Annotated in this window: 18 protein-coding genes and 1 tRNA gene; 4 read left to right on the top strand and 15 right to left on the bottom strand. The window is 67.9% G+C overall.

Going from position 1 to position 21,264, the window contains the following annotated elements; translation table 11 throughout:
• Positions 1 to 16: 16 nt before the first annotated feature.
• The 4 genes from RIB98_04110 to RIB98_04095 all read right to left on the bottom strand — a co-directional run bounded on the left by RIB98_04110 (position 17) and on the right by RIB98_04095 (position 7,504).
• Positions 17 to 937, bottom strand: coding sequence for an LLM class flavin-dependent oxidoreductase (locus RIB98_04110; GenBank protein MEQ8840142.1), 921 nt, complete (start codon positions 935 to 937; stop codon positions 17 to 19).
• A 43-nt stretch (positions 938 to 980) separates the two neighbouring features.
• On the bottom strand, positions 981 to 2,270 hold the full coding sequence (locus tag RIB98_04105; GenBank protein MEQ8840141.1) for an AAA family ATPase: 1,290 nt from the start codon (positions 2,268 to 2,270) through the stop codon (positions 981 to 983).
• Positions 2,271 to 2,447: 177 nt separating this feature from the next.
• On the bottom strand, positions 2,448 to 5,297 hold the full coding sequence (locus RIB98_04100) for an ATP-binding cassette domain-containing protein (GenBank protein MEQ8840140.1): 2,850 nt from the start codon (positions 5,295 to 5,297) through the stop codon (positions 2,448 to 2,450).
• Positions 5,294 to 7,504, bottom strand: coding sequence for an ATP-binding protein (locus RIB98_04095; protein ID MEQ8840139.1), 2,211 nt, complete (start codon positions 7,502 to 7,504; stop codon positions 5,294 to 5,296). Before RIB98_04095 ends, RIB98_04100 begins: the two co-directional genes overlap by 4 nt.
• 158 nt (positions 7,505 to 7,662) lie before the next feature.
• Between RIB98_04095 and RIB98_04090 the strand changes: the two genes are divergently transcribed.
• Positions 7,663 to 9,285 (top strand): hypothetical protein, encoded by a 1,623-nt coding sequence (locus RIB98_04090; protein ID MEQ8840138.1) that lies wholly within the window; start codon positions 7,663 to 7,665, stop codon positions 9,283 to 9,285.
• A gap of 342 nt (positions 9,286 to 9,627) precedes the next feature.
• On the opposite strand, the gene RIB98_04085 is transcribed toward RIB98_04090, so the two are convergent.
• From RIB98_04085 to RIB98_04055, 7 genes are all read right to left on the bottom strand, one after another.
• Positions 9,628 to 9,700 (bottom strand) — tRNA-Ala (locus RIB98_04085).
• Positions 9,701 to 9,740: 40 nt separating this feature from the next.
• Positions 9,741 to 10,214, bottom strand: coding sequence for a hypothetical protein (locus tag RIB98_04080; protein MEQ8840137.1), 474 nt, complete (start codon positions 10,212 to 10,214; stop codon positions 9,741 to 9,743).
• A 172-nt stretch (positions 10,215 to 10,386) separates the two neighbouring features.
• Entirely contained in the window at positions 10,387 to 10,869 is a 483-nt protein-coding gene (gene moaC, locus RIB98_04075; GenBank protein ID MEQ8840136.1) for a cyclic pyranopterin monophosphate synthase MoaC, read from the bottom strand.
• A 27-nt stretch (positions 10,870 to 10,896) separates the two neighbouring features.
• Complete coding sequence (moaA, locus tag RIB98_04070; protein ID MEQ8840135.1) at positions 10,897 to 11,895, bottom strand: GTP 3',8-cyclase MoaA; 999 nt, start codon at positions 11,893 to 11,895, stop codon at positions 10,897 to 10,899.
• The gene (locus RIB98_04065; GenBank protein MEQ8840134.1) at positions 11,892 to 13,106 is read right to left on the bottom strand and encodes a molybdopterin molybdotransferase MoeA; all 1,215 of its coding nucleotides are present in this window, start codon (positions 13,104 to 13,106) and stop codon (positions 11,892 to 11,894) included. Before RIB98_04065 ends, moaA begins: the two co-directional genes overlap by 4 nt.
• A 63-nt stretch (positions 13,107 to 13,169) precedes the next feature.
• A complete protein-coding gene (locus RIB98_04060) occupies positions 13,170 to 14,054 on the bottom strand; it encodes a UTP--glucose-1-phosphate uridylyltransferase (protein ID MEQ8840133.1) in 885 nt (294 codons plus the stop codon).
• A 122-nt stretch (positions 14,055 to 14,176) separates the two neighbouring features.
• Entirely contained in the window at positions 14,177 to 14,776 is a 600-nt protein-coding gene (locus RIB98_04055; GenBank protein MEQ8840132.1) for a glycerol-3-phosphate acyltransferase, read from the bottom strand.
• Between the two features lie 76 nt (positions 14,777 to 14,852).
• On the opposite strand from RIB98_04055, the gene RIB98_04050 reads away from it, so the two are divergent.
• The gene (locus tag RIB98_04050) at positions 14,853 to 15,230 is read left to right on the top strand and encodes a zinc ribbon domain-containing protein (protein MEQ8840131.1); all 378 of its coding nucleotides are present in this window, start codon (positions 14,853 to 14,855) and stop codon (positions 15,228 to 15,230) included.
• A gap of 57 nt (positions 15,231 to 15,287) precedes the next feature.
• On the top strand, positions 15,288 to 15,908 hold the full coding sequence (locus RIB98_04045) for a hypothetical protein (protein MEQ8840130.1): 621 nt from the start codon (positions 15,288 to 15,290) through the stop codon (positions 15,906 to 15,908).
• Positions 15,909 to 15,910: 2 nt separating this feature from the next.
• Here the strand turns inward: RIB98_04045 and RIB98_04040 are convergent, their stop codons facing one another.
• Genes RIB98_04040 through RIB98_04025 form a run of 4 tightly spaced genes read right to left on the bottom strand, consistent with a single transcriptional unit; the run spans position 15,911 to position 20,818 of the window.
• Positions 15,911 to 16,720: an undecaprenyl-diphosphate phosphatase gene (locus RIB98_04040; protein ID MEQ8840129.1), complete on the bottom strand. Its 810-nt coding sequence runs from the start codon at positions 16,718 to 16,720 to the stop codon at positions 15,911 to 15,913.
• Position 16,721: 1 nt separating this feature from the next.
• Entirely contained in the window at positions 16,722 to 18,068 is a 1,347-nt protein-coding gene (locus RIB98_04035; protein MEQ8840128.1) for a TldD/PmbA family protein, read from the bottom strand.
• Between the two features lie 4 nt (positions 18,069 to 18,072).
• Entirely contained in the window at positions 18,073 to 19,416 is a 1,344-nt protein-coding gene (locus tag RIB98_04030; GenBank protein ID MEQ8840127.1) for a TldD/PmbA family protein, read from the bottom strand.
• 10 nt (positions 19,417 to 19,426) lie between these two features.
• Positions 19,427 to 20,818: a TldD/PmbA family protein gene (locus tag RIB98_04025; GenBank protein MEQ8840126.1), complete on the bottom strand. Its 1,392-nt coding sequence runs from the start codon at positions 20,816 to 20,818 to the stop codon at positions 19,427 to 19,429.
• A 39-nt stretch (positions 20,819 to 20,857) separates the two neighbouring features.
• Here RIB98_04025 and RIB98_04020 point away from each other — a divergent pair, with 39 nt between their 5' ends.
• Entirely contained in the window at positions 20,858 to 21,238 is a 381-nt protein-coding gene (locus tag RIB98_04020; GenBank protein MEQ8840125.1) for a hotdog domain-containing protein, read from the top strand.
• The last annotated feature ends 26 nt before the right edge of the window (positions 21,239 to 21,264 follow it).

Raw genomic sequence — 21,264 nt, 5'->3', positions numbered from 1 at the left:
ACCGCGACCGGACAGCTCAGCGAAACCGGTCGAGCACCTCGGTCTGGAGCCGTCCGAGGATCTCCTCACGACGATCGAGCGGCAGGTTGAAATCGGCGACCACCATCTCGTCCACACCGGCCTCCACGTAGGCACCGGCCGCGTCGACGATCTCCTGTGTGCTCGCGCCCACGAGTCCGCCATGGTTGCCGAGTCGACCCATCACCTGCTCACGTTCTCGAGCCGTGTCACAGAACCGCGTCATGGCGGAGATGGTGACCCGGATCTCGGCCGGGTCCCGGTCGACCTCGTCGCACCATTTGGCGATGACCTCACGCATCGGGACGACCTCATCGGGCGTCGCCCACACGTTCCACTCGTCGGCGTGGCGAGCGACCGTGCGCAGCGTGCGCTTCTCACCCTTGCCGCCGACCAGCAGCGGGATCCGGCGACCGTGACCGCTGGGCTCACAGGGCGCGCCCTCCAGGGCGTAGTGCGCCCCGGCGAAGTCCGTCCGGGGAGCGTCGAGCAGACCCCGGATCATCTCGCAGGCCTCTTCCAGGCGATCCGAACGTCCGGCCGGAGTCGACAGATCGATCCCGTAGCGAGCGTGTTCGTTCTCCTGCCAGCCGGCACCGAGGCCGAGGACCACGCGACCGCCCGAGATCTCGTCGATCGTGCCGGCCATGTTCGCCACCACGGCAGGGTGACGGTAGAGATTGCCGGCGACCATCGTGCCGATCCGAACCCGGGGCACGAGCGCGGCAAGAGCAGCCAACGACGTCCAGGCCTCGAGCCATGGCGCCAGTTCCTCGTCGGCCTCCACACCCGGCGGCGTGTTGGCCATGAAATGGTCCGGCACCCAGACCCCGTGCCAACCGTGGGCCTCCGCCCATCGGCACCCGCGCAGGAGGGATGGCCACGGTTGCGCGGTCGTGGGCCAGAAGCTGAAGTCCATCGCCGCACGGTAGCGGCGGGCCGACCCGCAGGCCGACGAGATGTCAGAAGGTGCTGACCTGCGCCGACGGCGCGTCCATCGGCAACATCGACTCGGCGAGTTCTTCCACCGATGCGTCACTGCCCTTGCCGTAGCCACCGGGCGCCCCGAGACCGCGCGTGTAGTACAGGCTGAGCACCCGGTCGATCGAATGGTGATCGAGGGCCGGCGCGACGCCCTCGTAGAGCGCCAGTGCCTTGACGAGCTTGCACACGTCGGCCGGGAGGTAGGGGCGGAGATCGCCGCCCTCGGCAATGCACAGCGTCCGGAGATAGTTGGCCGACTCGCCGTCGCAGGCGACGCCCATCGCATGGGCGACCCGCGCCAGGATCCAGTCGAAGGAATCCTCGGTGATGGCGCCGATGTAGATCTTCGTCTGGATCCGACGAAAGAACGCCTCGTCGCCGAGATCGGAGGGGTCGAGGTTGGTCGAGAGCACGACTTTCACGTCGAAGGGCACCTCGAAGCTGACGCCGTAGGCGAGCGACAGATAGTCGACTCGCCGATCGAGCGGCACGATCCAACGGTTGAGCAGCTGGTCCGGAGTGAGCACCTGGCGACCGAAGTCGTCGATGATCATCACACCGTTGTTGGCCTTCATCTGCAGAGGAGCGAGATACACGCCGCTGGTCTTGTCGAACGTCAGGTCGAGCATCGAACCGACGAGTTCACCACCGACCACCACCCGCGGCCGATGACAGAGGATCCAGCGCGGATCGAGGTCCTCGGGCTGGGAGTCGGCGGGGATGTGCACCGTCGAGTCGTAGACGCTGATGATCTGGCCATCGACCTCGATCGCCTTCGGCACCAGCACATGGTCCGGGCTGATCCGCACGATGCGCTCGGCGATGGAGGTCTTGCCGGTGCCCGGGGGGCCGTAGAGGAACATCGCGCCGTTGGCGTTGAGTGCAGGGCCGAGATCGTCGAGCAGTTCGTCGGAGATCACGAGATCGGAGAACGCCGTCTTCAGCATCTCACGGTTCACGTAGACCGAAAGGCGCTGGGCGGCCACGACCGCTCGATACTGCTCCAGTGAGACAGGGCAGGCGCCGGCGTAGCGGGACTGGGTCAGTCGATCGGTGGCGTGGTTCTGGCCGTGGTTGGTCAGCGCGAGCGTGTAGTCACGCCCCACCATCCCGAGAACCTCGATCTCCTTCTTCTCTCGGAGTTCCTGGACGATCTTGTCGACCAGACCGGCGTTGAGCGCGAGCGCATTCGACAGTCCGGTGACGTTGGTCTTCCCCTCGAGCAGGCAACGGCGAAGGACGAGATCGGCGACGAGCGCGTATGGCACACCGAGATCCTCGGGCGACTTGGGCGAGCGAAGGCCCTGATCGTTCTGGACTCCAGTTGACACTGCTGTTGCTCCCCGGCCGAGAGGCCCACACGAATCGTGGGTGTCCTGTCGGTCGCGACGGCGGGGATCTGAAGGTTTGCGCGGCGAACTGTCGCGGCCGATCGCCTGTCGGGATCAGTCGGTCGTGCCCGACCGCTGGATCGCCCGCTCGTCGGTACCGAGGTAGCTGGCGATCACCAGCGGGTCGTTGCGGACATCCTCGGGCACACCCTCGGCGATCACGCTTCCCGACTCGAGGCAGTAGACACGATCACTGATCGACATCACCAGCGGCATGTCGTGCTCGATCACGACCACCGACGCTTCGAGCTCCTGCTGGATCTTCTTGATCAGCGGCCCGAACGCCTCGGTCTCCCGCTGAGCGACACCACCGGTCGGCTCGTCGAGCAACAGCACCCGCGCGTCGACCGCCAGCAACGACCCCAACTCGACGATGCGACGAGTACCGGTCGACAGCGCACCGATCACCTGGTCGGCGTAGCGGCCGAGCCCGAGATAATCGATGATCTCGTCGGCTTCGGTTCGCTTGGTGCGTTCGTGGCCCGGTGACGGCGGCATGCCCAGCATCGACGGCACGAGCAGCGACTGCTGACGAGCCTCGAGCGCCACCATCAACGCTTCGCGGACGGTGAGCTCGGGATAGATGCGAGCCGCCTGGAACCCGCGACCGAGCCCGAGCCGATGTCGGGCCGCGGCGCTCTTGGACGACACGTCGACGCCGAGCACCTCGACGACGCCCTCCGACGGAACGAATCCGCTGATCGCGTTCATGAGCGTCGACTTGCCTGCGCCGTTGGTGCCGATGAGGCCGACGAGTTCTCCCGGGGCGACGTCGAATGTGACGTTGTCGACGGCGACGTTTCCGCCGAAACGAACGGTGATGTTGTGCACGGAGAGTGCAGGACCGTCGATCGCGGGCTTGTCCTTCCCCGTCGTCGGCACCGGCACCGTCTTTCGCACCGCGGGCTCGCCGACGGCATCCTCCGCCGCCGTATAGCGCCGATCGGCGACCCGCAGCAGGCCGTCACGGCCGGCGTGGACGAGCTGGAGCAGACCGCCGGGGAAGTACATCAGCAGGACCAGCAGGCCGATGTTGGAGGTGAGCAACTGCTGGAGGTTGCGGAGACGTTCGGGGGTGATCTCACCGATGCCGAGGATCCACAACGCGCCGAGGATCGGCCCGGCGACGGAGCCGAGTCCGCCGATGATCGCCATCACGATGACCTTGAGCGACTGGGCGGGAGCGAAGTCGGTACCCGGCGACAACGAACCGGCGGAGATCACGAACAGCGAGCCGGCCAGCGCGCTGATACCGCCGGAGATCGCGAACGCCGACAGCTTGGCCCGGGCCGGCGACACCGTCGATGCGGCGGCCATCTCCTCGTTGTCGCGCACGGCGATCAGCGTGCGGCCGATGCCCGACGCGCGCACCCGGCTCGCGATCCACGAGACAACGATCAGGGCGACGAGGCACAGCAGGTAGAGGCTGCGGCGGGATGCGCCGAAGTCGAGACCGAGGAACGACGGGGGCCGGGGCGGCCGCGGGAAGCTGGTGCCGCCACTGAAGAAGGACTGGTCGAACAGCCAGGAGCTCGCGGCGACGGCGAACGCCAGGGTCGTCACCGCGAGGAACAGGCCGCGGACGCGCAACGCGGGCAAGCCGATCAGCAACGCACCGATCACCCCCATGGCAACCGAGAGCACCAGCGCCACTCCCCACGGCGCCGTCAGACTCGCGTCGAACAGGTCGAAGGGGATGGGGATGTCGTGACCCTTGGTGAAGGCAACGGTGGACAACGCCCCGACACCCACGAACGCGAACTGACCGAGCGACAGCTGGCCGGCCCAGCCGGTGAGGATCGACAACGAGAGCGCCACCATCGCGAACAGCACGATCTGGGTCCAGATCGAGATGCCCCCCGACGACGTGACGAACACCGGCACGAGGGCGAGACCGGCGAACAGCACGGCGAGGCCGAGGCCGTTGATGTTGCGAACCCACCACACCCCGCGCAGGCGTTCGGGAATCGGTCGGTTGGCGGGCGAGAGCGACCAGCCGTCCTGGCGTTCACCACGAACCACCCACAGCACGGCGGCCAGGACGGCGACGAACATCCAGGCGTTGACGATGTCGCCGTTCTCGACGTTCTCACGGACGAACTTCTCCACCACGCCGACGGCGAGGCCGGCGGCGACCACCCCGGGGAGCGAACGCATCCGGGCCAGTAGCGAGACGACCAGCACCCGCAACAACAGCTGTTCGACGAGCAGGTTGCCCGTGTCGTCGACGGCCGCCGCACTGAAGATCGTGAACGGGGCCGTGAGGATGGCCGTGACCGCGGCGAAGCCGGCGGCGATCGTCCAGACGATCGTGGAGACCCGCCGCGGCGAGGTTCCGTAGACGCGAGCGGTGTCGGCGTTGTCGGCCGATGCCCTCACTGCGAGGCCGAACTTGGTGCGCGTCATGAACAGCGCCAACAACAGGATCAGGAGTGGGACCACGAGCAGTACGACCAGCTCTCGGGCCGCCAGCGAGATGTCATCGGTCGGGTTCCAGCTGGCGGTGAACGCCGTCGGGATCGGACCACCGGCAGTGATGTCGGGGATCCAGGCCACTCGCGCCAGCGTCAGGATCTGGCCGACGCCGATCGTGGCGATCAGCAAGACCAGCCGCGGCGAGGTGAAGAGTCTTCGCACGACGATCAGTTCGACCAACATCCCGATGACCGAGGTGCCGATGACAGCGACGAAGAAGGCGAGCCACCAGCTGACGCCGTAGTTCACGACCATCATCACGAACAGGGCAAGGCCGAAGAAACCGATCTCGCCGTGCGCGAAGTTGAGTACGCCCGTCGATCGATAGACCAGCACGAACCCCGCGGCGAGCGCGGCGTAGCTCAGGCCGGTGATCAGCCCGATCACCAGGTCCTGTTGGCCGAATTGGAAGCCGAGGAACTCGATCATCCGCCCTCACCTCCGAGGAACACGGCCCGGGCGAGATCGTCTCGCTCGGCCAACTCTCTGGCCGGACCTTCGAATCTCACGATGCCCTTCTCCATGAAGATCGCCCGGTCGGCGAACGCGAGGGCGACGTTGAGCGACTGCTCGACGATGACCATGGTCTGTCCTCGGGCCTTCAGGTTCTCGATCACCGTCAACAACTCCTGCACGACGACCGGCGCGAGACCGAGACTCAACTCGTCGATGAGCAGCACCTCGGGATCGTGCAGCAACGCCATCGCCAGCGCCAGCATCTGCTGCTGTCCACCCGACAGGTCGCCGGCGGGCTCGCTCAACCGGCCCTGGAGGGCCGGGAAGGTCTCGAGGGTCCTCTTGATACGGGGCTCGACCTCGGCCGGATCGATCGTGCTGCCGAGCAACGCGGCTCGGAGGTTGTCGCCGATCGACAGGCTCGGGAAGATGCCGGACCCACCACGCAACTGCACGATGCCGACCCGGAACCGGGTCTCGGCCTCGGCGTAGGTGATCGTGCGCCCGTTGAGCCGCACCACGCCGCGGTCGGGGATGCCCAGACCGGAGATGGCACGAAGGAGGGTCGACTTGCCCGCACCATTGGTGCCCAACAGCGCCACGACCTCGCCCTTGGCGACCTCGATCTCGACGTCGAACAACACCTGCACGGGGCCGTAGCTGAAGTCCAGGTTGCGCACCTGCAACGCAGGGACTTCCTCGCCGCCTGCGATCTTGCGGGCCTCCTCCTGCTCCTCGAGGAGCTCTTCCACGGCGAGCGAGATGTCCCGGCGAATGTGGAAGGCGCCGCGTCGGATGAGCCAGCCACCGAGCATCGCGGTCCAGGGAGCGAGGATGAGCATCGCCGTGCGGTTGTTGTACGCATCGGAGATCTGACCGGCCACGACGCCGCCGATGAACCCTCCCATGAGGAAGATGAACACCGGGAGCAGGGCGAAGGCCTGGGCGCGAATCCGGTAAGGGGCCACCGCGGCGATGATGGTCGGAGCGGCGACGAACGCCGCCGAGATGCAGGCCTGGGCCAGGCCGACGAGCAGGACCAGCAGCCACAGCGGCTTCATCGGCAGCGCGACCAGGTAGATGGCGCCGGCAGCCGCGATCAGACTGCCGGTGAAACGCACCATGGTTTCCGGATCTTCACGGAACTTCCTGTCGAAGGCGCGCCCCGCCAGCGGGATCGCGGCGAGCGAGGGGACCCAGAGCAGGGCTTCGACGATGCCACGGTCGAGCGCATCGAGCCCGTACTTGTCGTCGAGCAGCAGGTTGAACTGACCCGGCACCGCGATCAGGGCGAAGCCGAGCACTCCGACGCCGGTGGCGAAGAAGTAGAAGGTGCGGATCTTGCGCAGCCGGGCGAGCGCGGTGCTCATCGACGGCTCGAGTTCGTCGACCTCGATGGCGTCCTCGGTGAGCAGCGCGTCCTGCTCGTTCTTGCCACGGACCGGTTCCTTCATGATGAAGGACGCCAGGCCGACGATCACCGGCGGGATGGCGAGCAGATAGAACGCCCACCGCCAACCTTCGTCGCCGCCGGCGGTGGTGGCGATGAGGCCGATCGTCAGCGGGCCGAGCAGCTGTCCCAGCGGACGGCCGAGCCCCTCGAACGCGAAGACGCGAGAGCGGGCCGGGATCGGATAGGCGTCGGTGAGCAGCGAGTTGGAGACGGGGATCCGGTAGGCCTGGCCGAAGCCCGTCGCCGCGTTGGTCCAGAACAGCTGGAACGCATTGACGATGAAACCCGACAGCGCCAGGGTCGCTGCCCAGAACAGTGACGCGAACGGGATGATGCGGACCCGGGTGACGCGGTCGGCCAGCGAGGCCATGGGCACCGCGCCGAGTACCAGGGCGACACCACCGAAGCCGAGCACGCCGGCCAACACGGTGTCGGAGATCCTGAGCGTGTCCTGGATGTCGGGACCGATGACCCGGATGGCGCGGGGTAGGTCGTCGATGAAGTTCAGGAGGAACAGCAGGACGACGGTGGTCTTGCCGCCGGCCTTCATCGCTTCGCGCAGCGTCATCGGTTCGACGCCGACACCCGGGAGCACGTCGTCGGGGAGGATGACGGCCAGGTCTCGCGCGGCCTGTGCCTCCTGCCGCTTGGCTTCCTCGTCCAGCACGGCCGCGGCGAGCGCCGCCGCAGGACCGGACTCGACGCCCTCGTGATTCTCGTCCGTCATCATCCCCCCGGGCTCGGTCGAGCGCGGCGACATTCTTACGCCAATCCGCCGCCCGCGCCAATGACTCAATCTTTTGGTCGTGGCTTGTGTCACACGACGGTTGCGCACCACACTGTCGCGGTGCCGTTGCCACAACGGCCGGAACCCTGGAGGATCCCATGAGAAAGCCCATCATTCGCTGGCTCGCCATCGTGCTCGCATTCAGCTTCCTCGCCGCGTCGTGCGGCGGCGAGAGCTCTGACGGCGATGCCGCCGACACCCCCGACACCGACACCGGTGACACGGACGACACCGGCGGCGATACCGACACCGACACGGACGACACCGACACCGATGACGGCGACACCGACACCGGTGACACCGACACCGGTGACGCCAACATCTACGACGACCCGCGCGACGGGATCTTCGACGAGTTTCAGCAGACCTACGACCGCGGCGACCACCCGTTCACCCAGGTCGACCAGTTCTGCCTCTCGCACGATGCAGCCGCTGACCGCGTCGACACCGACACCGGCATCACGGCTGACTCGATCAACGTCGGCCATCTGCGCAGCCGTCTCGAGGATGCGGTGGAGATCGGCTTCGGCATCCCGGTCGGCGATCCGAAGGAGATGTTCGAAGTCCTCGTCGACTACATCAACACCGAGTGCGGCGGCATCCGTGGACGCCAGCTCAACCTCGGTTACGCCGAGGCCGACCTTCTGGGCGCCGAGGTCGAGGCAAGTCGCAACCGCGCCTGTCTCGAGATGACCGAGGATCAGAACAACGTGATCGTGATGAACAGCACGGGCTTTCAGGGGTCCGCCACGTTGTGCATCGTGGAGGAACAGAACACCTCCTTCATCTCCACCCAGGGCCAGACCGACGAGTTCATGGCCCGTGGTGAAGACCGCCTGATCTCGATGTCCGCGACGCTCGAGGAGAACCTCCGCTTCCTGGCCGAAGACCTCATCGCGACGGGCGCCCTCGAGGGCAAGTCCCTCGGCGTTGCCGCGCCGAACACCCCCGGCCAGTACGAAGCCGTGGAGACCGGACTCGTGCAGACGCTGACCGACGCCGGTTTCGATGTCGTCTTCGACGAACTCGATTGCGCCGGTGGTACCTCGTGCGTCGGCGGCGTGCCGGAGTCGGTCCAGAACATGATCGATGCCGACGTCGACGTGTTCTTCAACGTGCTGAACATCCTGTCGGCGCCGGGCTACATCAACGAGATGGTCACCCGGGGCTTCGAGCCCGGCGACGTCCAGTTCTACGCCACCGACTTCAACTCCCAGTCCGGTGAACTGGTGTCGAGTCAGATCGCCAACAACCCCGACGCCGGTGCGCTGTACGACGGCGCGATCATCGTCGACTTCCGTTCGACGGGTGAGTTCCGCGATCCCGACTACGTGCCGAATCCGTTCATCAGCGAATGCAACCGGATCTACTCGGAGTTCAGCCCGAGCGGCACATCACATGACTGGGACGTCTCCGGCGAGACCGGCTACTCGATGGTCGGTAGCGTCTGCGCCATCGTGCGAGCGATGGCACGAGCCGTCTACGACGCGGGCGACAACCCGACGATCGCCGACATCCAGGCCTCGCTGGCGAACCTGGGACCGATCGACAACAACACGTTGACCCCGGCATCGATCACCCCGGGCAAGACCCAGTCGGCCGACGCCATCCAGACACTCGACTGGGCGTACCCGTGCGAGCAACCGCTGCCCTTCACGCGGGACAGCGGCGAGCCGATCTGCATCACCGGCCGCGGCGACTGGCGGCCGGCACCACGCTGACCCGCACACCGCCGCAGTGAGCTGGGATCCCGGCCCGATGGGCCGGGATCCTTCGCGTCCGGATGGAAGCTGCGTCGATGGAATTCTTCTTCATCCTCGACCTGCACTCGCGGCGTACGCGTGCGGGTCGAGATCGTCACCAAGACGAGCAATCGCAACTCGGCGAGCACCCTCGATTCGGGCACACATCCCATACCGGGTCGTCGGCGTAGTGGGGAACTCGACGTTGTTCTCGAATCGGGTGAGAGCCGTGGTCGATCTGCCCGAGGCCGCCGAGCGGCGGCGGGCCCAAAACGAGGAAATCCCAGGCCGGGCGAACCCGAAACCTGAGACTTCACGGGGTGGAGGTGAGGGGAGTTGAACCCCTGGCCTCCTCGATGCGACCGAGGCGCTCTACCAACTGAGCTACACCCCCGTTGGAGCCGCCATGGTAGCGGCTCACCCGGCGATTCGACTCAGCCGTTGACGACCCGCTGGGGACGGAGCGCGGGCTCGGGCGCGCGCTCGGGATAGAGCATGTGCACCTTGATCTCGCGCTCGGCTTCGTCGTTGCGTCGCTGCACGAGGGCGTAGGCGTAGGCCGCCAGCGCGATGTCGATCACGACGTGCAACAGCACGGCGATGCCGCCGAGTGCGACGGCCGCGAGGAACGTGACGCCGGCCGCGCCACAGAGGGCGACCAGTACCTCACGCCGACGTCGGGCCGCTTCGCCCACGGAACGAGGAGCGAACGAGGAGACCGACGGGCCGAACGCGAGCGATCGCGGAGCTGACCCGCCGAGGGCGCCACCGAGTGAGCCGAGTCCGCTCGAGAACGAACGGATGCCATCGGAACGGCGGTGCGACGTCTTCCGATTCTCACGCCAGTACCAGCCGAGATATCCGGCCCAGCAAGCGCCGAGAATCAGGAGAACGATCGATTCCTTCATCGGATGAGGTCTCCTCCAGGGTGCGGTGCGGGTGCACCGGAATGAGGCCTCCTCGGGAGAGGGGCCCGTACTCCAAGTTACGGTTGTACTACGAATGCAACGCGAGGGCAACGACCGGCGACAAAAGTCACAGGCAGTGAGGTCAACCTCGCGGACCGGGTGCCGACGAGGCTCACGCCTCGGACCGCTTGAAGTGGCCGCTGCGGCCGCCTGTCTTCTCCCAGAGCGCGATCTCGCCGATGACCATCGCCCGGTCCTTGGACTTGCACATGTCGTAGACGGTGAGTGCCGCCACGCTGCACGCGGTGAGCGCTTCCATCTCGACGCCCGTGCGGTCGACGGTCTCGACGGCAGCCTCGATCTCGATGCTCTCCTCGAGGATCTCGAAGTTCACGCTCACGGCTCCCACCAGCAACGGGTGACAGAGCGGCAGGAGGTCGGACGCACGCTTGGCCGCCTGAATGCCCGCCACGCGAGCGACCGCCAGCACGTCGCCCTTCTTGATGGCGCCCTGGGCGACCGCCGATGCGGTGTCGGCGGTCATCGTCACCCGTCCGCGAGCGATGGCGCGGCGATGAGTCGGCTCCTTCGGAGTGACATCGACCATCCGGGCCCGGCCGAGCGGGTCGAGGTGGGTGAATCCGTGGTCAGACATCTCCGGAGTCTAAGAGACCCGGAGGGTTCAGCCGCCGATCTCCGACATCGACCGTCGGGGGCGGATGAACTGCACCTGGTTGATCTGGTGACCGGCCCACTTCGATGCGACCGAGCGGGCGAGCGCATCGGCCACGACGCCGTCGGAGGACCCGTCGCGCAGCAGGGCCCGCACGTCGGTCTCGTCGGTCGCGAAGAGGCAGTTGCGAAACTGGCCGTCGGCGGTGATGCGGACCCGATCGCAGGTGTCGCAGAACGACTGGCTGACGCTGGCGACGACGCCGATCTCGCCGCCGCCGTCGGATGCTCCCCCATCGACGTAGCGCCATCGTGTGGCGGGCGCCGAAGTTCGTTCGACGGGCTCCAACTCGAACTCGGTACGCAGCGTGGTGAGGATCTCGTCCTGGGTGAGCACCCGATCGTTGTTCCAGATCTCGTCGGCATCGAGGGGCATGAACTCGATGAAACGAACGACGACCCCGTGGGTGCGCCCGAAGTGGGCGAAGTCGATCACCTCGTCGTCGTTGATGCCCTTCATCACGACGACATTGATCTTCACCGGATCGAATCCGGCTTCCTTGGCGGCCTCGATGCCGGCGAGGACACGATCGAGTTCGTCGCGCCGGGTGAGCTCCAGGAAGCGATCGGCCCGCAACGAATCGAGCGAGATGTTGACGCGCCGCAGTCCCGCCGCCTTCAGGTCGGCGGCCAACACCGCCAGACTGACCCCGTTGGTGGTCATCGAGAGGTCGACGCCCAACGCCGCGAGCTTCTCGACGAGAACCGGGAGCTTGGCTCGCACCGTGGGTTCGCCACCGGTGAGTCGGATGCCGTCGACGCCGTAGCGCTCGACCATGATGCGGGCCACACGCTCGATCTCCTCGAAGGTGAGCAGATCTTCGCGTCGTTGCCACTGCATCCCCTCCTCGGGCATGCAGTAGGCGCAGCGGAAGTTGCAGCGATCGGTGACCGAGATGCGGAGGTCGCGGTGCACCCGTCCGAACCCGTCGACCAGCTGCGATGTCATGGTCCCAGAGTACCGAGGGGGATGATCTCGACCTCGTCGCCTGCGCCGACATCGACCTGATCGGGCACGATCGCGAGTGCGGTTGCCCGGGCCATGGCGGTCAGCTGGTGCGACCCCTGGCCGCTCAGCTTGCGCACGTGCCACCGACCGGTCTCGTCGGGTCCACCCTCGACGCGTAGGAAGTGGGTCTTTCCATCGTCGTGGCGGCCGAGGTCGTCGGCGGTGATCGCGAGCCGAGTGGGGCGGTCGAAGGGCATACGACCCGCGAGCTTGCGCAACGCCGGTCGGGCGAGCAGCTCGAAACTGACCATGGACGACACCGGGTTGCCGGGAAGTCCGAAGATCGGCGTCTCGCCGATCAGGCCGAAGGCGAACGGCTTGGCCGGCTTGATCTCGATCTGCATCCACCGCATGTCGCCGACCCGGTCGAGCACGACCTTCACGTAGTCGAATGCCCCCATCGAGACGCCACCGGAGGACAGCACGGCATCGCAGCGGGCCGCGCCGTCGAGGAAGGCGGTTTCGATCGCGGCTTCGTCGTCGCGGACGAGACCGAGGTCGACGGCCTCGAACCCGGACTCCTCGAGCAGGGTGAGCAGGGTGAGCCGGTTGGAATCACGGATCTGGCCGGGTGCGAGCGGACCGCCATCGTCGATCAACTCGTCGCCGGTGGAGAGGACGCCGACCACGGGACGCGGCAGCACCTCGACCGTCGACATCCCGACGCTCGCCAGCACCCCGAGGTGGCCGGCGGTCAGCGTCGTACCGGCGGCGAACAGCGGATCGCCAGGCCGGACGTCCTCACCCGCACCACGCACGTGGTTGCCCGGTGGCACGGTGATCTCGATCGTCACCTCGCCGCGGGCCTCCTCGTAGGTCGTGCGCTCGACCATCACGACCGCGTCGGCCCCCGGCGGCATGGGCGCGCCCGTCATGATCCGCATGGCCTGACCGGCGTGCATGGGGTGTTCCGCCGCCGAACCTGCCGCCACGGTGCCGACGACGGTGAGGGTCACAGGTGCAGCATCGGTGTCCGCCGCGACCACCGCGAAACCGTCCATCGCCGTGTTGGCGAACGGGGGCACGGCCTCTGCCGCGACCACGTCGTTGGCGAGAACCAGTCCGGCGGCCTCGGACAGCTCGACGGATCTGGGCGCCGCGGGGCGCACCCGTTCGAGAACGTGGGACCGTGCAGCGTCGAGCGAGATCATGCCGTCAGCGTGCCAGAGCCGGCCGCCGGGCACGACCTGTGCCGAACGATCGCCGCGGCGAACTCAGGAGAGGCCGCGCGTCCGCATGATCTCGAGGAGCATCTCCGCCACCTTCGACCCACCGCCGGGGTCGTCGAGTGACAGCTCCACGTTGGCCCGCAGCCAGTCGAGTTTCTGACCGGCGTCGTAGCCGGCGTCCTTGATCACGAGACCGCGCAGTCCGGGGTCGCCGATGAGCATCGCCATCGCGTCGGTGAGCTGGATCTCACCGCCCTTGCCCGGCTCGGTGATCGCGAGCTTCGCGAAGATGTCCGGGGTGAACACGTAGCGGCCGGTCACCTTCAGGTTGGACGGCGCGTCCTCGTACCTGGGCTTCTCGACGATGGCGTCGATCTCGACCACGTCGCCGTCGCGACGGGAGAAACCGGCACATCCGTAGTTCGAGATGTCGGGTCCTTCGACCTCGAACAGGGAGATGACGCTCGAGCCCGAGGATTCACACTCGTCGATCATGCGCCGCAGGGTGACGCCGCCGTCGGGCAGGAGTTCGTCGGGCAGCAGCACGGCGAAGGGTTCGTCGCGCACGTGACGCGCGGCCATGGACACGGCGTGGCCGAGGCCGAGCGGGGCACCCTGGCGGGTGAAGTGGAACGTCGCCATCTCCGTGATGCGACGCACGCTGGCCAGCATCTCGACCTTGCCCTTGGCCTCGAGGAGCGATTCGAGCTCCGCCATCCGGTCGAAGTGGTCTTCGACGCCCTTCTTCGTGGGGCTGGTGATGATGAGCACGTCTTCGATGCCGGCGGCGACCGCTTCTTCGACGACCCACTGGATCGCCGGGCGGTCGACAACGGTCAGCATCTCCTTCGGCTGTGACTTCGTGGCCGGGAGGAAGCGGGTACCGAGACCCGCGGCGGGGATGACGGCAGTGCGAACCTTGTTTTCCATCAGCATCTTGCCCTTCGTGCGCGTGCAGGTCCCGAACCCCCGCCAAACGTACGGTGTTTTTCGAGCTTCCGCAGCCGAGGTCACTGTCTCGATCGGCGTGGGGACGAGCGAGTTGAGCGATCTCAGGCGGCGGCCGAGCCCGACTCGCCCAGACGGTTCTCGTCGCGTCGCATCATGCGGCGGATGTTGCTCTGGTGCCGGATCACGAGAATCGCCGCGACACCGGCGGAAACGGCGACCTCGTAGCCCGGACGGCCGGCCAACGCGGCGATGACCGGGTAGGCCACTGCGATGCCGAGCGAACCCAGGGCGGCGATCCGACCCACCTTCACCAGCGCCAGAAACAGGAGCGCGCAGGCGAGTCCGATCGCGGGATTGATCACGAGCCCGGCGCCGCCGGCGGTGGCCACGCCCTTGCCACCACGGAAGCCACGAGTGACCGGCCAGACATGACCGGCGACCGCCGCCACCCAGACCGCGTGGGCCTCGGGGACCCCCGCCACCAGCAGGGCCACACCGGCAGGGATGGCGCCCTTGAGCATGTCGATCACACCGACGATCAGACCGGCTCTCCTGCCCCCGAGCCGGTAGACGTTGCTGGCGCCGGGGTTCCGCGAGCCTTCGACCGTCGGATTGACCCCCAGTCGGCGCCCGACGATCTGTGCGGTCGGGAACATCCCGATGACATACGCACCGATGACGAGAACGACGGCGAGGGACACCGCCACATGGTAGAGGCTGGCGCCGGTCGGTCGGGTGGGGTGGCTGGTTCGCGGTCGCTCGGTATCCTCCATTCCCGTGCCGACCTACGACTACCGATGCGAACGCACCGGCGAGATGTTCGAACTGTGGCAGTCGTTCAGCGACGACGCCCTCACCGAATGCCCACAGACCCACAAGGGCGAGAAGAAGATCTGCAAGGCGCCCGTGAAGAAGGTCTTCAGCAAGGTCGGCATCGCGTTCAAGGGCGATGGCTTCTACAAGAACGACCACGGCAGCTCGTCGAAGCCGCCGAAGGAATCCGGCGCGAACAGCTCGTCGGAGTCCTCGTCGAGCAGCAGTTCGTCGACCAGCGACACGTCGACCACGACCTCGTCGAGCGACACGTCGTCGGGCAAGTCCTCGCCGAAGAAGAAGTCGTCGTCGGCGTCGAACAAGTCCGGCGCCACCGACTGATCCGACCGACTTCCTCCGACCCCACTTCCCCCCGGTGACCTCGAGGGAGTGCTGTACATGGAGATCCGACGTCCGACGCGGCCGCCCCGGTTCGACCCGGGCGCGTTGCCGGCGACGCTTCGCCATCACCGATGGAGCCGACCGCTGCTGGCCGTGCTGCTCGTGGCGATCTGCCTGTCGACGGTGAGGTCTGCACAGCAGCGGAGCGAGATCGCAGCCGCCGCCTGGACACCGCACCTCGACGCGTGGGTCACGACCGGCGAGCTGGCGGCGGGCCACCGACTCGCCGAGGGCGATGTCGTGCGCCGTCCCCTTCCCGCCGGCGCGCTGCCCCGCGACGCAACCGTGGATTCACCGGTCGGACGCCATCTCGCCGACGCCGTGGGCGAGGGCGAGATCCTGCGCGACGGTCGTCTCGGCGACCCGGCCGCGACCGCCAACAGTTCGCTCGTCGGCCCGGGACGCGGCGCGGTCGGCCTCCCGACGCCGAGCCCCCACCTCCAGGTCGGTGATCGCGTCGACCTCTACGCGCTGTTCACCGGTGCCCGAGTGGGAGCGGACGCGGAAGTGCTGTCGGTGGTCGATGGGCTGGCGGTCGTCGCGGTGGCCGACGAGTACGTGCCGTCGGTGATCGGCGCCCTCTCCGTCGGCGAGCTCGTACCCGTCCTGGTCGGCTGAACTCAGCGCCAGTTCGTGGCGAGAATCGCCAACACGACCACGCCCAGACCGATGCGATAGATCACGAACGGCCGGAACGTCCGCGATCGCACCATCCGCAGGGTTCCCCACACGGCCACCCAGCCGGTGACTGCGGATGCGGCCATTCCCCAGAGGAAGGGCGGCCAGAAGTCGCTCGGAATGTCCGCGTCGGCGAGGGAGAAGACGCCGGCCCCGGCGATGATCGGCAGGCTCATGAGGAACACGAGGCGGGCGGCCGCGTCGCGTTCGAAGCCGACGAAGCGAGCCACCGTCAGGGTCGCCCCCGAACGCGACACCCCCGGCTGGAGCGCCAGGGCCTGACCCACCCCCATCATCAGTGCGTCGCGGAGGGTGAACTCGTCGAGCGAACGCCGTTCCGGCAACCGATCGGCGACCATGAGCACGAAGCCGAACACGATCAGCATCACGGCGATCAAGGCGATGCTGTCGAGATCGGCGAGCTGGTCCTTCAACACGACCCCCGTGAGGCCGGCGGGAACGGCGGAGGCGACGAGGAACCAGGCGATACGGCCATCGGTCTCCAGCCGCTGTCGTCGCAAGGGCGCGAATCCGGCGGCGATGTAGCGCGCCACATCGTGCCGCAGGTAGGCGATCGCACCCAGCAGGGTGCCCAGATGCACGGACACGTCGAAGGCCGTTTCGAGTTCGGCCGGCAGGTCGTCCCAGCCGAACAGCCAGCGAGTGAGTTCGAGGTGGCCGCTCGACGAGATCGGCAGGAACTCCGAGAGCCCTTGGACCACGCCCAGCACGATCGCGTGCAGGATCTCCATGTCAGCCTCCACCTCCGAGGGTCAATCCGTCGACCACCACGGTCGGCACGATCGACCCACCCGGTTGATGTTCGAGATCGGCACCGACGCCCACGATGTGACGCAACATGGCAGGAATGGCGCCGGCGAGTGTGCCTTCCCTGATCGGCTCGGCGAGCTCGCCGTTGCGGATCCGGATGCCCTCGACCCCGACGGAGAGATCGCCGCTGACCGCGTTGACGCCAGAATGCAGACCCTGCAGGGAGGCCACGAGCAGCCCGTCATCGATTCCCGCGATGAACGAGGCCAGGTCTCCCGTGCCGGGAACGACGTGCAACGACCGATGGCTGGGCGACGGCGCACCCCGGACGCTGCGGGACGCCGAGCCCGTGCTGCGCACACCCAGGCCCCTCGCGCTGCGGGTGTCGTGGAGGAATCCATCGAGAACCCCGTCGCTGAGCAGCGGCACATGGCGGCAGGCGAGGCCTTCGCCGTCGAATGCAGCCGCCGCGAGCGACATCGGGTCGGTCGGGTCGTCGAACATCGTGAGGAGGTCGGCGGCGATCGGTGCACCCACCCGGTCGGCGAACGGGGTGCGTCCCTTGACCACCCGTTCTCCCGAGAGCATCGACGCCACGAGGCCCAGGACCGTCGCCGCGAACCGAGGCTCGAACACGACGGTCGGCCGGGCGGTGCTCGGTGCCACGGCGCCGAGAAGCTGCAGGCCCCGGATGACGGCGAGGTCGGCCACCTTGTCGACATCGAGTCCGACCGGCCCGCGGGCTGCATCGACCGCCCCACCCGTGCGAGTGCCACCGTCGACGTCGTCCACCATGACGCTGGTCGACAACGACGCCATGGTGCCCACGGTGTGGCTGTCGATGCCGGTGCTGCTCATGACCACCCGCTCGCTGCGGGTGTCGCCGTAGACGGATGCCCGGACACCGCGCACCCGGGGGTCGGCGGCGAGTACGGCCGCTTCGAGCGCGACGGCGAGGGCGATCTTGTCGTCGACCGAGGTCGACTCGACGGTCGGGTCCCACCGGTCGACCGGAACCGCGGCGACACCGTCGGGCACGGCCAACCCGACGCGTTCGTCGACCTCGGCGAAGGACGCGTTGTCGCGGGCCTCGCCCACCAGACCCTCGGTCACGTCGGCATCGAAGCTGCCGGCATGGGCGTGCCCTTCGCGACTTCCCGTCACCACACGGACGCCCACGGCGTGGGATTCCGCAACGGTCAGCGACTCCACCTGGCCCCCGTGGACCCGGACCGAGGTCTCGACCGCGCGCCCCACGCACACCTCGACGTCGTCGCCCGGCGGGGCGGACGCGAGGATCTTCCGGGCGAGTTCCGCGAGTTCGACCATCGACTCAGACGCCCGACATCATCACATCGGCGACGACCAGGCTGACACCGGCGGCGCTCATGGGCAGCCACTCGAGATCGGATCCGACGCCCTGGATGTCGAGCAGCAACCGCTGGATCGTCGAGGCGATGGTGAACTCGCGCACCGGCTCGGCGATCTCACCGTGGCGGATGCGCAGACCCTCGGCGCCCGTCGAGAAATCGCCCGAAACCGGGTTGACCCCCGAATGCAGACCGGACACGCCCTGCACGAGCAGGCCGTCGTCGATCCCGGCGATGAGTTCGGTCTGGGTGGCGGTGCCGGGCCGCAGCGCCAACGCCTGGGCACCGACGCCCGGCGCGCCCTTGAACCCGCCACGAACGGCGCTGCCGGTCGAGCGGGTACCGCCCCGCCGCGCCGAGTAGCTGTTGTGGAGGAAACCCTGCAGGACTCCATCGGCGATCAACGGCGTGGGGCGGGTGGCCAGTCCCTCGCCGTCGACCATCGACGCGGTGAAGGCCTCGGCGTCGGTCGCGTCGTCGATCAGGGTGAAGGCCGGCACCGCCACCGCGTCGCCGAGTCGGTCGACGAACAGCGATCGTCCCCGCTGGATCGCGTCGCCGGTGAGCGTGTGGCCGATGATCTGGAGCATCTGCGCGGTGACCCACGGATCGAGCACGACCGTCACCCGCCCGGTCTCCGGTTTGACCGCGCCGAGCAGCCGTGTGGCCCGCTCGGCCGCGTCGGCCGCGGCCTTGGCCGGATCGAGGGCCGAGGGTCCGCGCCCGATCGAGAACCCGAAGCCGGTCTGGGTCTCGTCCCCGTTCTCGGCCAGCGAATAGGCCGACAGATAGCAGCCCGTCTCGCGGGTCGTGCTCGCGATCCCGGTGGTGGTCGCCACCGCGGACTCGAAGACGGTGTCGACGTACTCGGCCGACTCGATGCCGCTGATGCGCGGATCGGCGGCCCTCGTCGCCCGCTCGAGCTCGATGGCCAACGCGACCTTGGCGTCGGTGCTGAAGGACGCCATCGTCGGATCGAAGAGGTCGAGCTCGGCCGGCGTGTGTCCGTCGGGCTCGGCGACGCCGTTGAACTCGTCGGGTTCGGCGAACGTGGCGTTGTCGCGTGCTTCGCGCAGGGTCTCCGCCAGCGCGCCCTCGTCGAGCGTGCCGGCATAGGCGTAGCCCTGACGGCCGTCGGCCACGACCCGCACGCCGATGCCGCGGCTCTCCGCCGACGTGAGGGACTCGACCTCGCCCTCGTAGGCGCGGATCTCGGATTCGTTCGCGTGGACGACGAACGCCTCGACCTGCTCGCCGCGCTGGGCCCACCCGACGACGCGGGCGGCGATGTCGATCAGTTCGGACATGCCGGTCGCCTCAGGCCGCCGTGCCACCGATGGTGAGGCTGGTAACCCGCAGCGTCGGGGTGCCATCCCCGACGGGCACCCCCTGACCGTCCTTGCCGCAGGTGCCGGGTGACCCCATCGAGAAGTCGTTGCCCAGCGCATCGATGCGGGTGAGCACCTCGGGCCCGTTGCCGATCAGGTTGCCCTCTCGGATCGGTTCGGTGATCTCGCCGTTCTCGATCAGGTAGGCCTCGGTCATGCCGAACACGAAGTCGCCGGTGGCGGTGTTGACCTGACCGCCGCCCAGCTGGGCCACGTAGACACCGGACTCGGTGCTGCCGACGATGTCGTCGGGTTCATCGGTGCCGTTGGAGATGAAGGTGTTGGTCATGCGCACCATGGGAAGGTGCTGGTAGCTCTGCCGGCGGCCGTTGCCCGAGCTCGGGCGGCCTTCCTTGCGGGCCCGGAGGTGGTCCCACATGTAGTCGGTGAGGACCCCGTCCTGGATCAACACGTTGTGACCGGCGGGGCGTCCTTCGTCATCGATCGTGAAGTGACCCCATTCGCCGGCCATGGTGCCGTCGTCGATGAGGGTGACGAGCGGGGTGGCGACCGTCTCACCGACCCGACCGGCGAAGACGCTGGCGGACTTGGCGACCAGGTCGGCCTCGAGACCGTGGCCACAGGCCTCGTGGAAGAGCACTCCGCCCCCGCCGGGGCCGACCACCACCGGCATGGCGCCGGACGGCGCCGGGCGGGCGGCGAGCTTGGTGATCGCGCGACCTGCGGCGCGGCGCGCCATTGCCTCCACATCGGCGTCGTCGAACAGCTCGAACCCCACCGTGCGCCCGGTGGACTCGCGCCCCGTCTGCAAACCGGTGTCGCCGGTTGCCACGCAGGACACCGAGAACAGGGTGCGGACCTGGTCGTCCTCGGCCAGCAGCCCGTCGCTGTTCGCCACGAGAATGCGTCGCCGGCTGTCGCCGTAGCGGGCCGACACCTGGGTGATCGATGCACTCTCGCCACGCGCCGCGGCATCGGCCAGCGACAACAACTCGACCTTGGTGGCCTTCGCGACATCCTCCGGAGAAATTCGCACGGGTCGGGGCGCAGGTCCGGCGGACGGCCGGACCGCCACCTCCTTCACACCCCCGCCGCCCCCGCGCGCGGCGGCGGCCGCAGCGGTCGCCGCAGTGGCGAGTCCGGACTCGGACAGATCCGCGGTGTGCGCAAAACCGGTCGTGTCGCCCACGACGACGCGGATCCCGGCGCCTCGATCACGCCCACTCGTGAGCTCCTCGACCCGGCCGTCGTCGAGCGTGGCCGACGTCGAACGCTTGTCCTCGACGAAGACCTCGGCGAACTCACCGCCCGTGCGCAGTGCGGTGCCGAGCGTGCGGTTGACGAGCTCGTGATCGAGCACAGAGACCTCCCTGGTCCGGGGTTGGGTATGGTACCGCCGATGTCCGTCGACGCCGGGTTGTCCGCCTGTATCGAACGAGAGGTCACCGACCTCGACACCGCGGTGGCGCTGGGGTCCGGTGATGTCGAGGTTCTCGCCACCCCTCGAGTGCTCGCGTGGGCCGAGGCCGCCTGCATCGAAGCCATCCAGGAAGAGCTCGAGCCGGGCCAGACCACCGTCGGGATGCGCATGCAGATCGACCACGTCCAGCCGGTCGCCGTGGGCGGCATCGTCACCATCACCGCCGAGATCGAACGGGTCGAAGGACGCCGCCTGACCTTCGTGGTCGACGCGACCGACCGACGGGGCACCGTGGCGGCGGGTCGGGTCGTGCGGGTCCTCGTCGATCGCGACCGGTTTCTCGAGCGCACTGCGGGCTAGACAGGTGTCCACCCCCGTCGACACCG

The organism is Acidimicrobiales bacterium, assembly GCA_040219515.1.
In the GTDB taxonomy this organism is placed as follows: Bacteria; Actinomycetota; Acidimicrobiia; order Acidimicrobiales; family Aldehydirespiratoraceae; genus JAJRXC01.
This window is presented reverse-complemented; position numbering and strand designations above follow the sequence as displayed.